Origin of the sequence: Paenibacillus sp. LS1 (assembly GCF_026013365.1) — a bacterium.
Taxonomy (GTDB): Bacteria; Bacillota; Bacilli; order Paenibacillales; family Paenibacillaceae; genus Paenibacillus.
This window is the reverse complement of record NZ_JAPDOE010000002.1, coordinates 15,482-31,610: the sequence shown is the minus strand read 5'-3', so window position 1 is coordinate 31,610 and position 16,129 is coordinate 15,482. Positions and strand designations below refer to the sequence as shown.

The window sequence follows — 16,129 nt, the reverse complement described above, 5'->3', positions numbered from 1 at the left end:
CATGTTGAGAAAAAGCCTGCGACTTCGAATCGTAGCTACGTTTATTGGAATTGTTCTGGTGAGTCTGATTCTCTCCTTTATGCTGAATAGTGGGACACAGGAAAAGACGCCAGATCGTTTTATGGTTACCTTTGCTGAAGACATCGCCACAATGATTAACCTGATTGATGATCCGGAAAAAGTGGAATCCAGCTTGGGTATCTTTGCCCGGTACGGCTTGAATATTACTCCCGTGAATCAACAAAGTGAAGTGTTGTCTTCCTTGCCTGAGGACAAAGTGCATTCGTTATTTGAGGCGGGTACAACCGATGCAATGTTTATGTCCAGTAAGGATGGAATTGCCACCATAGGTGTTCCCGGAACGAACGAGGGGATCGGCACATTTTTGATCCAAAGCAATTTCTCCTCTCTTTTTCATACACTGCGAAACACGCTCTTAACCTCATTGTTAACGGTTCTGGTGATTGGTAGCTTATTAATCTTGTTCATGTCCGGGTACATTGTAAAACCAATTAAGAGATTAACGGTTGCAGCGAAGGAGATGTCCTCAGGAGACCTGTCGGTCCGCCTGAAACATAATAATAAGGATGAGTTTGGGGAACTGATGGAGAGCTTTAATCATATGGCCAGTGAGTTGCAAAAAATTGATTCGGTTCGTGACGACTTTGTCAGCAACGTCTCTCATGAAATGCAGTCTCCGCTCACATCGATCAGAGGGTTTACCAGAGCACTACAAGATGGTGTTATTCCATTAGAAGAGCAGAAAGAGCATTTGGATATTATCTATGAGGAAACGCTGCGATTATCGAGGCTCAGTGATAATCTGCTTCGGCTAGCCTCGCTAGATTCGGAGCATCATCCGGTTCATTTCACTACATTCCAGTTGGATGAACAATTAAGAAGGGCGATTTTGCTGGCAGAGCCGCAGTGGACTCAGAAGGACATCCAGATCGAGTTGGACCTGTTGCCCTGCGAGATCACAGTGGACAAAGATTTGTTTGATCAGGTCTGGCAGAATTTAATAAACAATGCGATTAAATACACCGGTTCTAGTGGTACCATCCATGTGGAGATTGAGACGTCATCTTCATTCGTGAAGGTACTGATTAGAGATTCAGGACAAGGAATACCTGAGGAAGCTCTACCGTATATCTTTGATCGATTCTATATGGTGGACAAAGCGCGGAGCAGCTCGCTTCGAGGTAATGGATTAGGGTTGTCCATTGTGATTAAAATCTTGAAATTGCATCAATGTACAATTGATGTAGAGAGTGAAGTAGGAAAAGGCACGCAGTTTATTGTCACGATCCCCAGATCGATTATCACATCTTAGGCAAGTCAGAACAGAGAGAGCAATATAGAAACAATCGGTCCCTGTGCGTTCAGGGTTTAGATTGCTTCCATATTGCTTTTTGACATTTGTATTCGCGACAAAATTTCACATATAGTTTTGTTTAGCAGTGGATCATTTGATAAAATAGAAGAGACGTTATGTGAATCTATGAACTTAATCAATTTATCATACAGAGAATGGAGCCATCCAATGAAATATCGCAATATGGAAGATTGTATTAACGATCTGGAGCAGCACGGTCATTTGATTCGGGTCAAAGAAGAGGTTGATCCACATCTCGAGATGGCAGCGATCCACATGAAAGTGCACGAGGCTAAAGGCCCGGCGTTGTTATTCGAAAATGTAAAAGGCTCAAAGTTCCAGGCCGTATCGAATCTGTTCGGCACGGTGGAAAGAAGCAAGTTCATGTTCCGCGGTACGCTGGAAGGCGTACAACGGGTCATGGCAGTTCGTGATGATCCCATGAAGGCGCTTAAGACGCCATTTCAGCATGTCCGCACAGGTCTTGCTGCATGGCAGGCACTGCCAAAACAGAAGTCTATAAGTCTACCCGTTTCCGCGCAAGAGATTCAAATCTCGGACCTGCCGCTCATCAAGCACTGGCCTATGGACGGTGGAGCATTCGTGACGCTGCCGCAGGTATATTCCGAAGATCTGGATAAGCCAGGAATTATGAATTCGAACTTGGGGATGTACCGGGTTCAACTGAGTGGCAACGATTTTGAAATGAACAAGGAAATTGGATTGCACTATCAGATTCATCGCGGTATTGGTATACATCAAGCCAAGGCTGTCAAAAAGGGAGAACCGCTGAAAGTTAGCATTTTCATTGGTGGTCCACCAGCACATACACTCTCAGCGGTGATGCCTTTGCCTGAAGGACTCAGTGAAATGACTTTTGCAGGCCTGCTCGCTGGACGTCGTTTCCGGTACAGTTATAAGGATGGATATTGCATTAGCAATGATGCCGATTTTGTTATCACAGGTGATATTTACCCAAATGAGACGAAGCCAGAAGGCCCGTTCGGAGATCATCTGGGTTACTACAGTCTGACGCATGAATTCCCGCTAATGCGTGTGCATAAAGTCTATGCCAAACCTAATGCCATCTGGCCGTTTACGGTTGTTGGTCGTCCACCGCAAGAGGACACGGCTTTTGGCGATTTGATTCATGAGATTACAGGAGACGCCATCAAACAGGAAATTCCTGGCGTCAAAGAAGTGCATGCGGTCGATGCGGCAGGTGTCCATCCATTGCTGTTCGCCATTGGTAGTGAACGTTACACGCCTTATCAGGCTGTGAAGCAGCCGACAGAGCTGCTCACGATTGCTAATCGCATTTTGGGTACGGGGCAGCTCAGTTTGGCGAAGTATCTGTTCATTACCGCTGAGGATCAGCAGCCTTTGGACACCCATAAGGAAGTTGAATTCCTGACCTATATCTTGGAGCGTATGGATATGCAGCGGGATATTCATTTCCATACCCATACGACCATTGATACACTGGATTATTCAGGTACAGGGTTGAACAGCGGCAGCAAGGTTGTTTTTGCAGCCTATGGCGACAAGGTACGGGATCTGTGCACGGAAGTGCCGGAGTCTTTGAAAAACATTCGCGGTTATGAGAATGCGCAGCTCATTATGCCGGGCATCGTTTCGATCCAGACATCGGCCTTCACGAGTTATGCGGATACAGCACAAGAGATGCAAGCATTTACGTCTCTATTGAAAGAACAAGGAGGTCTGGACTCGTGTCCTATGATCATCCTATGTGATGACAGTTCGTTCCTGAGTGCAAATCTCAGCAACTTCTTATGGGCAACCTTTACTCGAAGCAACCCTTCACATGATATGTACGGAGTTAATAGTGGATATGACCACAAGCATTGGGGTTGTGATCAGGTTATTATTGATGCACGTACCAAACCTCATCAGGCACCTCCGCTGATTCCCGATGCTTCGATCGAGAAGAGCATTGAACGTTTCTTTGTTAAGGGGGCAAGTCTGGGTTCGATCAAAATCTAATTTGGGATGTATTAAGAAGTTCAAACATAAGAGTTTGAACTTCTTTTGCTTACGCTGATACAGCTGTTTTTCACAGAAAAGTGAATAAATGTTCAAAATCGGGACTAATTCAGATGCAGGCGTGAGGATAAAGTCTTATATGTTCGTATTTACCTTTGCGATTAAGGTCGTTTGAACTATGTATGAAATGAAGAATTATAACGATATAAAGAAGTATAGGTATTTTTGTGGACCCGATCCATTGGGTGCTGTTACTATAATGAATTGTTCAGGGGGAATACCGATTTGAGAATCCATATTATGAACCTGCAAGACGGAGACCGTCTGACTGCGGATACATTCAGCGATGCAGGATTACACGTTCTCGGGAAGGGAACTGTGATCAAAAGTGAGGATATCTCCTTGCTTATGCAGCACCGTGTAGATTATGTAGATATTGAATCACGTGAAGAGGAAATTACTGAGGCCGAATTTTTTGCTGCAGCGGCAAAGCATGCTTCCGGGTCAAGCGTAAGTACGAAGGAAGAGCCGCCTGAAGAAGAGATGAAGTCCCAATTTATTCAGACTGTACATAATTATCAAAATGCTTTTCTCGAAGCACTGACCGTTGGCAAGTTCAACGCCACTATGGTGGATGATGCACTGCAACCGATGGTTGAGGGACTGGATGAGCAGAAAGATGTCGTACATCTCCTGATGATGCTGGAGCGGGATGACGTCAATAACTATACACATTCAATCCAGGTAGGATTATTGTCCTTCTACCTCGCGAACTGGCTAGGATATTCCCAGAAGGAAAGTTATCAGATCAGTCGTGGTGGCTATCTGCATGACATCGGAAAGTGCAAAGTATCACACCGGATTCGGAACAAAACTGAACCGTTGACAGCAGACGAGCAACTTGAAATGCAGCGGCACACCATATACGGTCATGAAATTATCAAAAATTCCATGACGGATGAAGCGACAGCACTCGTTGCTCTACAGCATCACGAGCGGGAAGATGGCTCTGGTTATCCGATGCAGCTTGAGAAAAGTGAAATTCATCCCTATACCCAGATTGTATCTGTAGCTGACATCTATATAGGCATGAGATCCGGGATCCACGGAGGCAGCAATCCGAACCTGATCAACAACCTTAGAGATATCTATGGAATGGGATTTGGTAAACTGAATGAAAAGCCGGTTCAGGCTTTGATGCAACATTTACTTCCTAATTTCATCGGGAAACAGGTTCTGCTCAGCAACGGAGAAAAAGGTGTTATTGTCATGAACAATACGTCTGATATTTTCAAACCGCTCATCAAAGTGGAATCTGAAGAATATCGTGATCTCTCCAAAGAGCGTACGCTTGCCATTGATGAATTGCTTATTTAATATCGCTAGTTATTGCTATTTAATTATTATATGAAAGACGGGTCTCCTGTACTAAGACAGGGGACCCGTTTTTTGTTATACCATCCTTGATATGTTGTTCGACAAGAAAAGCAAGCGTATACTTTGCAAAGACCTTATTTTTCCTTTGTAGGAGCGATCGCCATGATTGAAGTGACAACCGAGATTACGATACATGCCTCAATTGAACGGTGCTATGACTATGCCCGGGATATTGATGTACATACTCAGACCGTTTGGAAGCATACGAGAGAGCGAGCAGTCGCAGGAGTAACAACAGGGAGAATTGGAGCAGGTGATACGGTTACATTTCAGGCTACTCATTTTGGTGTCAGGCAGAAGCTGAAGTCCCGTATTGTGCAGTTTGAACGACCTTTCATTTTTGTGGACCAGATGGAGAAAGGGGCTTTTAAGAGCATGCGACATGAACATCATTTCAGCGTAATTGGAGATCAGATAACTTGCATGAGAGACACACTTCGATTCGAAGCTCCACTTGGATTGCTGGGATGGGCAGCTGAACGACTTGTGCTGAAGAGATACATGCAGGCATTTTTGGAGAGTCGCAATCGTAAGCTCAAAGCGATGCTTGAACTGCTGCCGGAATTGAATGGATAAAGGAGAGAAGACGATTGATGGATAATGAATACTATGTAGGTTGGGGCACACTTGCCTTGATTAATGCCGGACTGGCTCAGGGAAAAAACAGAAGTGGTCGAAACTGGTTTCTGATTTCCCTGTTATTTGGTCCGTTAGCAACCCTCTTTATTGTTGTGTGGAATAAACTGGACTAGGGTATATCTGAAGACTCGTCCTAACTCAACGATCACTATTCCGATTGGTATAACGATCAATCATCCAGAACAGAAGAGCTGCTGCACTAACGCCCGCACCTAACCAGCAAACCGCTGCCCAGCCCGCCCATGCATACACTTGGGTAGAAACGATGGAGCCGGTCGCACTGCCGATGGAATAAAAGATCATATAAGCTGCCGTCAGGCGGCTCTGCGCTTCGGGACGAACTTCGTAGATCAGGCTCTGGTTGGTAACATGTACTGCCTGCACAGCGAGATCGAGCAGGATAACGCCCAGGATCAGGAACCACAAGGAGTGATGCACATAACCGATGGGCAGCCAGGACAAGAGTAGAATGACAAGTGAGATACCAGTAGTTTTTTGCCCAAGTCCCCGATCGGCAAGCTTACCTGCACGAGCAGCAGCCAATGCTCCCGCCGCTCCTGCGAGACCGAATGCACCTATGACTGTATGAGACAGGGACAGTGGAGGACTACTTAGTGGCAGAACCATGGAAGTCCACAAGATGCTGAAGGCTGTAAAAATCAGCATGGCCAGTACACCTCGTACGCGTAATACAGGCAATTCACGGTACAGTAGCAGGACAGATCTGAGTAATTGGCCATAGCTTTGTTTCACTTGTGGGGACTGTTGCCTTGGGAGAACAAGATATAAGGCGACAATTCCAAGTAAGGTAAGGCTGGCGGAGAAGAGATATACCGATCTCCACCCGAGCCAATCGTTCAGCGTACCTGCAACCGTTCGTGCAAGTAAAATGCCAATGACGATTCCACTGGTTACCTGTCCGACAATGCGACCACGTTCGGAAGGAGCTGCCAAGTGTGCAGCAAAGGCAACGAGCGTTTGCGTAATGACCGCGAGTAGACCGACGACAGCCATGCCCGTGAATAAGAGGGAGCTGGATTGTGAGGTGCCTACCAGAACCAGTGCAAGTACAGAGAAAAGCATCTGAATGATAATCAGCTTGCGACGGTTTAAGAGGTCACCAAGTGGAACGAGAAGAAACAGTCCCAGGGCATAACATATTTGAGTTACTGTAATGACAATACCTATGGACGATGGAGAGAGGTTGAATTCTTGAGCAATGGAGTCCAGCAAAGGCTGAGCATAATAGATATTGGCGACCGCAAGTCCACTGCACACGGCAAAGAGAAGAGCGACTAACCGCGACATGGCAGGGCGATCCTTAACGGATAATTGTGCATCTGGGGAAGAAGTTTGCATGATTGGATGTCACCTTTCTATTGTGTACCGATTGGTATGATATGTTTCCGCATAACCATACTTTAATTGCGGGAATCCTGTCAACAGAGATTTAGGTGAGGGTTGAACTAAAGAATATTTTACACAGAGACTGCGATGACAGAATAACAATCCAATTGCTGATATTACCAGATATTTCGATTCCATTGTAACTAAGAAAATTCCTTTTCGGTTATTTGGTTTTGACTTTGTAATAAGATTGAGATTACAATATAATAAATACTGATCGATACATAAAGAGGTGGGTTGTATGGTTAGACAACGGGAATTTGATACGGATAAAGCACTTGATGCAGCGATGCATACGTTTTGGGACAAGGGATTCGAAGCGGCATCTTTGAGTGATTTGACGACTGCGATGGGTATTCAACGCCCCAGTCTGTATGCAGCTTTTGGGGATAAAAAGGAATTGTTTGAAACAGCGCTTCGCAGGTATACCACTCAGCATGCGGCTCAAGTCAGAGCCAGACTTCAACAGGGCACCTCTGTGCGAGAAGCCTTTCGTGGATTGTTTGAACATATTGGAGCGGAGGGAAGTGTGACCGAGCCGAGTCACGGCTGTTTTTGCATTAATACGATGGTTGAACTGGCTCCGCATGATCCCAAATTCGCTGTCCTTACACGGGAGCATCAGATGTACCTAGGTGTTCTTTTCAAGGAAACGATAGAAAGAGGGCAACAGAGCGGGGAGTTGTCCGCTGACATGAACGCGAGTGCGGTGGCACAGTCTTTGGTGGTATCCATGATCGGACTGACGGTATTGATGAAATCAGGACCGGACCGCTCTTTTGTAGAACAGAGCATCCGTGCTACATTGTCTTTGCTGCGGTAATAGGAGAAGAATCCTGTTTAAAGTGATTTGGAGTTGCTACAATATAGTTAAGAATTGAGCAGGTATAGGGAGGAGATCAGGAATGAACACGAATTTGCGCTGTGCTGTTTTGGATGATTATCAGAACGTTGCGCTGAGGTCCGCGGACTGGAGTCCGTTGATGGATCGGGTGGAGATTCAGACATTCAACAACTATATGGGTTCGGAAGAGAAAGTCATCCAGGAATTGCAGGACTTCGATATTGTGGTCCTGATGCGGGAACGCACACGGTTTCCGGAGAATGTCATTTCGCAGCTCCCACGTTTAAAACTTCTGATTACAAGTGGTATGCGCAATGCATCCATAGACCTTAAGGCTGCGGAGCAGAACGGGATCATTGTGTGTGGAACCGAGGGCAGCTCCAACCCGCCGACCGAACTTACCTGGGCGCTCATTCTGGGACTTTCCAGACAATTGGTTACGGAAAATAATGCACTTCGCTCCAATCGAAACTGGCAGAGCACAGTCGGATTGGATCTGTATGGGAGAACACTTGGATTGCTCGGTTTGGGCAAAATAGGTACTCGTATGGCTGAGATCGCACAAGCATTCGGTATGAATGTGATGGCCTGGAGCGAGAATCTGACACATGAGAAAGCCGAAAAACATGGTGTCATCTGGGCCGAGACCAAGGAGCAACTGCTTGCACAGAGCGACATCGTATCCATTCATCTGGTATTGAGTGATCGTACGCGCAATCTGATCGGACAAGCCGAATTTCAACACATGCAACCTCATGCCCTATTGATCAATACGTCACGAGCGGGCATTGTCAAACAGGAAGCTATGGTGGAGGCATTGCAGAGTGGTTGGATTGCTGGTGCAGGTCTGGATGTATATGAGCAGGAACCACTGCCCGTTAACCATATCATGCGAACATTGCCCAACGTCCTGGCCACACCACATCTGGGTTATGTAACTCGTGGCAATTATGAGATCTATTATAATCATACCGTAGAAAATATAGAGATGTTCCTGAAGGGAACACCGATCAGGCAACTACTACCTTAGAATGAACGTATGCTGAATAACGACTCACATATAATTGCATATACTCAAAGACAAATATGGTGCTGCCAGGAAATGACCATCCCTGAGCAACACCTTTTTAGTGTAACTGTGTAGAAAAAGAAATGAAGAGATAGCCACAGCCGGAGCCGTAAAGTATTCCGATCTATTCCACTCACCAAGGTTAACGGCGTGGTCATTGATGAGAAGAACGAATCATGGCAACGCTCGATTCCCGAACAATTAAGCGCGGTTCAAATTGAATATGCTCGTAGTCGGTCGTGTTCATCTCCCGAATTCGTTTTAACAACAGCTCGGTAGCAAGTCTGGCGACTTCTTCCCCCATAATGGACACGGAACTAATCTGTGGAGACGAGACAGTGGTCCATTGATTGTTATCCACGCCCACTACAGCCACATCTTCGGGCACACGCACCCCCAACTCCTTGAAGCGATTAACCAATCCGATGGCGACCATGTCATTAATGGCATAGACGGCATCTGGCATATGCGTAAGTCCGTAGAAATAATCGGCAGCATTGGCCCCTGTATTCAATGAAAAGTCCTCACCAAAATAGACGAGAGAAATATCCACATGGCCTACGGCTTGTTCATAAGCACGGAAGCGTTCTTCAATAATGTCTTTGGGTGCTCCAGCATAAGCAATTCGGGTCCGACCGATTTTGAACAGATGTTCCATCACCAATTTGCCTTCAGGTTGAGACAAAGAGACGATATCTGCCTTCATGCCCGGCTCCAGTTTCTTTCCGTAATTAATCATGGAGATGGGGAGAGGGGCTTTATCGATCAGTCCGGGCAAAGTTTTGGGATACGCGAGGGGCATGAAGATCAGCCCATCCACATGCAGTTTTTTTACATTACGAATGGTTTCAAGTTCAGTGCGTGCATTGCCCGCCGTATTAATCTGCACGACATGGTATCCATGCTGCTTCGCGGTTTGCTCTACGGACCAGGAAATTTCCGGAATGATGGCGTTACGTATGTCGGGTACAACGAGCGCGATTTGGTGGGTTTGCCGGATTTTCAGACTCTGTGCAGAGGTGTTGGGGACAAAACCTAGTTCTTCAATGGCATGCATCACCTTATCTCGTGTTTTACTGCTGATGCCTTCTGAATTGTTGATGGCCCTGGATACGGTAGCGATGCCCACGCCAGCACGTTCTGCTACGTCCTTGATCGTAAGTTTCTGTTCTTTACTCAATGTATGGTTACCTCTCTTTATCGGAAACGATTCCGAATTATCGGGATATGTATGCATTTCACGATGGTTATATAACTTGATTATAACATTTGAGCCATGAAGTATCCCATGAAAGGGCCAGATTTATGCTGAGGTATGATCAAATTTCAAATGGTCTTTCGTAGCATCTGCAATAATATATGTTAAGAACATGGTTCACACCGTTATCCATACCGCAAAGGCAAACTGAAATTAAAGTATGAGCATTGCAAAGTGAATTTGATCTGATCACGAGATCGACATATTAGTGGAGAAATTTGTTTGACAGCGTATCTAAAATGTGACATATTTAATTTACGGAAACGTTTCCGATTATATCATAACTTATGATCTGGGAGATGAATTGAATGAAAGCATTACGTTGGCATGGAGTCAAAGATTTACGTCTGGAAAATATTAATGAACCTCACCCTGAAGAAGGTAAGGTCAAAATAAAAGTGGAATGGTGCGGCATCTGCGGCAGTGATTTGCACGAGTACACAGTAGGGCCGATCTTTATTCCAGCTCAAGCTCCGCATCCGCTAACAGGGGAACAAGCGCCTGTAGTGATGGGCCATGAATTCTCAGGACAGGTCGTTGAAGTAGGCGAAGGTGTTACTCGTTTCAAAGCGGGCGATCGTGTTGTGGTAGAACCAATCTATGCATGTGGACACTGCGAAGCTTGTAAACAGGGCAGATACAATCTGTGCGATCAGATGGGTTTCCTTGGACTCGCTGGAGGCGGAGGAGGTTTCTCCGAGTATGTAACTGCTGCAGAATCCATGGTCCATGCTATACCAGATTCAATCTCGTATGAGCAAGGTGCATTGGTTGAACCTTCGGCTGTAGCACTTCACGCAGTACGTCAAAGCAAGCTGAAAGTGGGCGATACCGCAGCTGTGTTTGGGGCAGGTCCGATTGGACTTTTGGTCATTGAAGCACTCAAGGCTTCGGGAGCGTCGGATATTTATGTTGTGGAGCTATCGGATGAACGGAAAGCAAAAGCCGAAGAGCTGGGTGCCATTGTGATAGACCCAACGCAGTTTAATGTGGTTGAAGAGATCCATCAACGTACACAAGGCGGCGTTAACGTAGCCTATGAAGTAACGGGTGTTCCACGTGTACTGCAACAAGCCATCGATTCGACACGTATTGGTGGAGAGTTGATGATCGTCAGCATTTTTGAACAGGAAGCACCGATTCATCCGAACTCTATTGTCATGAAAGAGCGTACGGTCAATGGTATTATCGGTTATCGCGATGTATTCCCGGCAGTCATCAGTCTGATGGATAAAGGTTTCTTCCCGGCAGAGAAGCTGGTGACCAAACGAATTACGTTGGATGAAGTGGTGGAGCATGGATTTGAAGCGCTGCTGAAAGAGAAAAACCAGGTTAAGATTCTGGTGAAAGCAGAATAATAGAGCAGCAAACGAAAAAAGAAGTATGAAGCCGAGTTGAAATTACTAAAAATCCAGTAGACTGCGGCAATAAGTTGATTACAAATAGACAACGTATCTTTCGATGCGATTGTCTATTTTTTTTGTATAGATCGGGCGGAATTTGTTGCATGTACGGGTGGTTTTACATAGTATGAAAAGATACAATTTGTATCATCTTGGTATGAAGGGATTTATCATGAAAACAATGAAGGAGGAAGCGGACATGCAAAGACATACGAAATGGACAGCCGTCATTTTGACCATCGTTGCAGGAGTGAGCTGGATGCTTATGGGTAACTCCAAGCCGAGAAACAACACATCAACGAGTCAACCACCTGCGACTGAACGTGGACTTGCCAAGGTGTCGAACGCACCGATCAGTTCGGCGGATGTAACATCGAAGATTGAACTGCTCGGGAGACCTTTTAGCAAAACACCCTATGCTAATAACGTCTGGGACATGCAACTGTATAATGGCAAAATATATTTGGGTCACGGAAACAGTAGTAATCTGGGTGTAGCGCCGAATTCAGGTCCTATTCCAGTCATTTATTACGATACAGCGAATGCGAATTTCAAGACCCAGTCGGTGACCAACAGCAATCCGGGCATTCTGCCATCGACGAAGATGTATGTAGATGAGGAACAGATTGACATTTACAGAGTGCTGAACGGCAAGTTATATATCCCTGGCAATGATTCGGATAGTGAGAAGTGGGATCTGGGCAACTTCTATCGTCTGGATGGAGAGGTATGGACCAAATATCGCAATCTGCCGCTCGGTGTGCACGTATACGATCTGGCATCTTATCAGGGCAAGATGTTTGCCGCGCTGGGTACGGATTCCAAGCCAACCATATTAATCTCTCATAATGAAGGTGAAAGTTGGCAGCAATATGCGACCATTAATACGTTTGGCTTCCGGGCCTATACGATGTTTCAACTGAATGGCAAATTATATGCCTCTGGCATGATGTATCCTGCCAATAAAATATGGAACGACAAAACGAATATCCTGGAGATTAATGAACAGCTTCAGAAACGGGACGTTGTCATCTATGGCAACAAAATGCTGCCTGGGTTAACCTATCAAACGGGCACGATTCCTTATAATAAAATAGGCAAAAATGTTAACTTTAATAATAAGTTGCTCTATATAGCCGGAGGTGTGTTCAATGATGGACAGCTGCTGCCCAAATCGTTGAATGTCATGACCGACATTAATCAGGCAAGACGTGTTAATCTGCCAGATGCCAAGGCGCTTCCTACCGATGTGCTGTTGCGGGATGGCAAGGTATATGTGCTTACGTACACCCGGCAAAGTGCCAATCTCTATATCAACCGGGTCTATCAATCGACTGATCTCACAACGTGGAACGAGATTTTGCGCTTTAACCAGGACACTTACGCCAAGTCATTCGAAGAGAATGACGGAGATTTTTACTTCGGTCTCGGTACCGATCCGGATGTATTATCGACTTCGTCAGGCAAATTACTTCGTGTAAATCGCGGTGATATCCCCGTGAATGCTAATTAAATTGGAAGGAAGATTATGGATTATATACTATGCTACATCCACATTATTGGTGACCGGGAAAATACTTTAAGATGTAGTAGAGTGCATGTCAGACTGCTTCGGTAGTGTGATCCAACAGAGGCTGCCGTAAGGTAGCTTTCTTTTTTTTATATAAGAGTAGGTTTGAACGCCTAACTTCGAAAATTTGAAAATAAAATTAAGAAACTATAAAATGGATAGAGAAATAATCCTAAACCAGTCAACTGGATTACACGTGTTACAATATACAAAAGCATGTCGCATTTCATGTGGATGCGGAGTTCCACACTTCCAATTGCAAAGGAGCAATGTACTATGAACGTACCTTCAGCATTATTCAAACCTTTCACCTCGGACAAGCTAACATTGTCTAATCGAATCGTTATGGCACCCATGACTCGCGGATTCTCACCAGAGGGTGTACCTGGACCAGAAGTTGCTGAATACTATCGTCGCAGAGCAGCAGGTGGAGTGGGGCTCATCATAACGGAAGGTACAGGCATTAATCATCCATCTTCGGTTAGTGGAGCGAGTATTCCATTATTCCATGGTGAAGATTCGTTGCAAGGATGGGCTAATGTAGTGAAAGCAGTACATGAAGCGGGTGGCAAAATCATGCCACAATTGTGGCATGTGGGTACAGCACGTCGTTCCGGTGACTTGCCTAACGCAGAAGCTGAGCCTGTAAGTCCGTCAGGGGTTAGCATGGCGGGTGAACCATCACGTGAACCATTAACGGAAGATGAGATTCAAGGTCTTGTACAGGCATTTGCCCAAGCGTCAGCGGATGCACAGCGAATCGGGTTTGACGGCATTGAACTGCACGGAGCCCATGGATACCTGATTGACCAATTCTTCTGGGAGCAGACGAATCGACGGACCGACAATTATGGTGGTGATTTGGTACGGCGAACTCAATTTGCGGTTGAAGTGATTGAAGCTTGTCGTGCGGCGGTTGGTCCTGATTTCCCAATTGTGCTCCGGTTCTCCCAATGGAAGATGGGGAATTATGAGGCACGTCTGGTGGAGACGCCAGAACAATTAGAGCAATTCCTTGCACCACTTAGTACTGCTGGCGTGGATATATTCCATTGCTCTACACGCCGGTTCTGGTTACCGGAATTCGAAGGATCTGAGCTGAATCTTGCGGGTTGGACGCAAAAAATAACAGGCAAACCAGCTATTTCAGTTGGATCGGTAGGTCTTGAAGCTGAATTTGTAGACAGAGCAACCGAGAATCAGGGAACAGGGGATGCCCATTTGGATCTATTAAATGAGAAGTTGGAGAACAATGAATTTGACTTGATCGCCTTGGGTCGTGTTCTGCTTAGTGATCCCGAATGGCCTGCCAAAGTTCGTGAAGGTCGCCTATCCGAAATCATTCCATTTACAACGGAAGTGTTGCAAACACTCCATTAATAGAAGCCTAAGAACGTTTGATGAAAGGTGAACTAACACTGAACGGCAACGATTTACAACGAAAAGTAAAACAAAAACGAACAAATAGGCCGCCTTTGGGCGGCTTTTTGATCTAACTATACTAATAATTTCAACATATGAAAAATTCACAATAGAAAAGCACTTTTCTACACCGTTGCTCCTATTGATTGTCCGCATACACCGCACACGCACCTAGTCACAACACCATTAGGTTCCATATCTCAAGCCCCAAAGCAACCATTTTTTTCGCTATATCTATATTTGCACTACGATTCAATCTCCAGCATGACTCATTTTGAAAATCATTCACCTTGTGATAAGGTTAGGCCTGAACCTTTGAATTACCGTGATGACATTACATAAGGAGGATGAATATCCTTGTATAACTATAGGTACAACTCGAACAATCAATGGAAAAAAACATTGCAGATGATGTGTCTCATGCTTGGGATCGTTCTGCTTTTATCGGCATGCGGCCAAGCTCAGAAACCTTCTCCCGCAACGGACTCGAACATCGATTCGAACACAGACTCCAACACAGGGCAAACTTCCTCATCACCGGAGCAGAATACCGTTCCATCGCAGGAACAAGCGCAAGAGGAACCGCAAGAGGAAGCTGACCCGGTGCAGGAGCAGCTCAGCTCACTGACGTTAGAAGAGAAGATTGGACAGATGATACTGGCTGGTGTTCAGGGAACAATGCTGGATGATCAAGCCAAACAGATGATTATGGATCAAAAGGTAGGGGGCATTATTTTCTATGCCAACAATGTAACGACGCTTGAGGGGACAGCCAAGTTTGTGCAGTCCATCAAGGAAACGAATCAGTCCAATCCGGTACCGATCTTCATGAGTGTAGACCAGGAGGGCGGCAAAGTCAGTCGTATGCCGGAGACGGTGGAATCCATTCCTTCCAACAAAAAGGTAGGCCAGACGAACGATAGTGCGCTTGCTGAAACGATGGGGGAATTGCTGGCCAGACAAGTTCAGCTTGCAGGTTTTAATGTGGACTTCGCTCCTGTGCTGGATGTGAACAGTAATCCGAAGAACCCGGTAATCGGAGATCGCTCATTCGGCAGCTCGGCAGAACTGGTGTCACGTATGGGGATTGCGGAGATGAAAGGCTTTCGTAGTGAAGGCATTATTCCGGTAGTGAAGCATTTTCCGGGTCATGGGGATACGTCCGTGGACTCCCATCTTGATCTGCCTGTCGTGAACAAAACGGAAAAACAACTGGCTGAGCTGGAATGGATTCCGTTCCAGGCCGCGGTGAAAGAGCAAGTTGAAGCGGTCATGGTTGCACATATTTTGTTCCCGAAGCTTGATCCGGATCATCCGGCTTCTTTATCGGATGTCATTATTGGTAAACATTTGCGCGGCAAATTTAAGTATGACGGTGTCGTCATCACAGATGACCTGAGTATGGGAGCAATAGCGAAGAACTTCAAGTTGGACGAGGCTGCTCTAGCAACGGTTAAAGCAGGAAGTGACATTCTTTTGGTAGCTCATAGTTATGAAAGTGCCAAGACGATTTTTGACACGCTAATGAGTGCAGTGAAGTCAGGCGAGATCTCCGAATCTCGAATTGATGAAAGTGTATATCGAATCCTGGCATTGAAGCAACAATACAAGTTATCGGATGACCAGAAAGCTTCCGGAGATCTGAAACAATTGAATGCAGATATTGTGGATTGGCGTAAGCAAGTCGATGCTCGATAATTA

Annotated in this window: 13 protein-coding genes; 11 read left to right on the top strand and 2 right to left on the bottom strand. The window is 45.6% G+C overall.

From position 1 onward, the window contains the following. Nucleotide 1: 1 nt before the first annotated feature. The 5 genes from OM416_RS09515 to OM416_RS09495 all read left to right on the top strand — a co-directional run bounded on the left by OM416_RS09515 (nt 2) and on the right by OM416_RS09495 (nt 5,568). The gene (locus tag OM416_RS09515) at nt 2–1,333 is read left to right on the top strand and encodes a sensor histidine kinase (RefSeq protein ID WP_264928990.1); all 1,332 of its coding nucleotides are present in this window, start codon (nt 2–4) and stop codon (nt 1,331–1,333) included. A 210-nt stretch (nt 1,334–1,543) separates the two neighbouring features. Continuing rightward, nucleotides 1,544–3,379, top strand: coding sequence for a UbiD family decarboxylase (locus tag OM416_RS09510; RefSeq protein WP_264928989.1), 1,836 nt, complete (start codon nt 1,544–1,546; stop codon nt 3,377–3,379). A 285-nt stretch (nt 3,380–3,664) separates the two neighbouring features. Further along, the gene (locus OM416_RS09505) at nt 3,665–4,756 is read left to right on the top strand and encodes an HD-GYP domain-containing protein (RefSeq protein ID WP_264928988.1); all 1,092 of its coding nucleotides are present in this window, start codon (nt 3,665–3,667) and stop codon (nt 4,754–4,756) included. Between the two features lie 162 nt (nt 4,757–4,918). Next, entirely contained in the window at nt 4,919–5,392 is a 474-nt protein-coding gene (locus tag OM416_RS09500; RefSeq protein WP_264928987.1) for an SRPBCC family protein, read from the top strand. A 14-nt stretch (nt 5,393–5,406) separates the two neighbouring features. Then, nucleotides 5,407–5,568: a hypothetical protein gene (locus OM416_RS09495; RefSeq protein ID WP_169481673.1), complete on the top strand. Its 162-nt coding sequence runs from the start codon at nt 5,407–5,409 to the stop codon at nt 5,566–5,568. Between the two features lie 25 nt (nt 5,569–5,593). Here the strand turns inward: OM416_RS09495 and OM416_RS09490 are convergent, their stop codons facing one another. After that, nucleotides 5,594–6,814: an MFS transporter gene (locus OM416_RS09490; protein ID WP_264928986.1), complete on the bottom strand. Its 1,221-nt coding sequence runs from the start codon at nt 6,812–6,814 to the stop codon at nt 5,594–5,596. Between the two features lie 289 nt (nt 6,815–7,103). Here OM416_RS09490 and OM416_RS09485 point away from each other — a divergent pair, with 289 nt between their 5' ends. Together OM416_RS09485 and OM416_RS09480 are read left to right on the top strand one after the other, a co-directional pair. Further along, a complete protein-coding gene (locus OM416_RS09485; protein WP_264928985.1) occupies nt 7,104–7,685 on the top strand; it encodes a TetR/AcrR family transcriptional regulator in 582 nt (193 codons plus the stop codon). Nucleotides 7,686–7,767: 82 nt separating this feature from the next. Then, complete coding sequence (locus tag OM416_RS09480) at nt 7,768–8,736, top strand: D-2-hydroxyacid dehydrogenase family protein (RefSeq protein ID WP_264928984.1); 969 nt, start codon at nt 7,768–7,770, stop codon at nt 8,734–8,736. A 193-nt stretch (nt 8,737–8,929) separates the two neighbouring features. On the opposite strand, the gene OM416_RS09475 is transcribed toward OM416_RS09480, so the two are convergent. After that, nucleotides 8,930–9,955: a LacI family DNA-binding transcriptional regulator gene (locus OM416_RS09475; protein WP_264928983.1), complete on the bottom strand. Its 1,026-nt coding sequence runs from the start codon at nt 9,953–9,955 to the stop codon at nt 8,930–8,932. 386 nt (nt 9,956–10,341) lie between these two features. On the opposite strand from OM416_RS09475, the gene OM416_RS09470 reads away from it, so the two are divergent. The 4 genes from OM416_RS09470 (at nt 10,342) to nagZ (ending at nt 16,126) form a co-directional block, all read left to right on the top strand. Further along, nucleotides 10,342–11,391, top strand: a complete 1,050-nt coding sequence (locus OM416_RS09470; protein ID WP_264928982.1) for a 2,3-butanediol dehydrogenase — start codon at nt 10,342–10,344, stop codon at nt 11,389–11,391. A 244-nt stretch (nt 11,392–11,635) separates the two neighbouring features. After that, nucleotides 11,636–12,949 (top strand): hypothetical protein, encoded by a 1,314-nt coding sequence (locus OM416_RS09465; RefSeq protein ID WP_264928981.1) that lies wholly within the window; start codon nt 11,636–11,638, stop codon nt 12,947–12,949. Between the two features lie 333 nt (nt 12,950–13,282). Beyond that, on the top strand, nt 13,283–14,386 hold the full coding sequence (locus tag OM416_RS09460; protein WP_264928980.1) for an NADH:flavin oxidoreductase: 1,104 nt from the start codon (nt 13,283–13,285) through the stop codon (nt 14,384–14,386). 399 nt (nt 14,387–14,785) lie between these two features. Further along, the gene (nagZ, locus tag OM416_RS09455; RefSeq protein WP_264928979.1) at nt 14,786–16,126 is read left to right on the top strand and encodes a beta-N-acetylhexosaminidase; all 1,341 of its coding nucleotides are present in this window, start codon (nt 14,786–14,788) and stop codon (nt 16,124–16,126) included. Nucleotides 16,127–16,129: the final 3 nt, after the last annotated feature.

What these genes read in the sequence shown, in the direction of transcription:
- OM416_RS09465 (WP_264928981.1), top strand. Translation starts at nt 11,636, where the DNA reads ATGCAAAGACATACGAAATGGACAGCCGTCATTTTGACCATCGTTGCA.
- OM416_RS09490 (WP_264928986.1), bottom strand. Translation starts at nt 6,814, where the DNA reads ATGCAAACTTCTTCCCCAGATGCACAATTATCCGTTAAGGATCGCCCT.
- OM416_RS09485 (WP_264928985.1), top strand. Translation starts at nt 7,104, where the DNA reads ATGGTTAGACAACGGGAATTTGATACGGATAAAGCACTTGATGCAGCG.
- OM416_RS09515 (WP_264928990.1), top strand. Translation starts at nt 2, where the DNA reads ATGTTGAGAAAAAGCCTGCGACTTCGAATCGTAGCTACGTTTATTGGA.
- OM416_RS09500 (WP_264928987.1), top strand. Translation starts at nt 4,919, where the DNA reads ATGATTGAAGTGACAACCGAGATTACGATACATGCCTCAATTGAACGG.
- OM416_RS09470 (WP_264928982.1), top strand. Translation starts at nt 10,342, where the DNA reads ATGAAAGCATTACGTTGGCATGGAGTCAAAGATTTACGTCTGGAAAAT.
- OM416_RS09460 (WP_264928980.1), top strand. Translation starts at nt 13,283, where the DNA reads ATGAACGTACCTTCAGCATTATTCAAACCTTTCACCTCGGACAAGCTA.
- OM416_RS09480 (WP_264928984.1), top strand. Translation starts at nt 7,768, where the DNA reads ATGAACACGAATTTGCGCTGTGCTGTTTTGGATGATTATCAGAACGTT.
- OM416_RS09510 (WP_264928989.1), top strand. Translation starts at nt 1,544, where the DNA reads ATGAAATATCGCAATATGGAAGATTGTATTAACGATCTGGAGCAGCAC.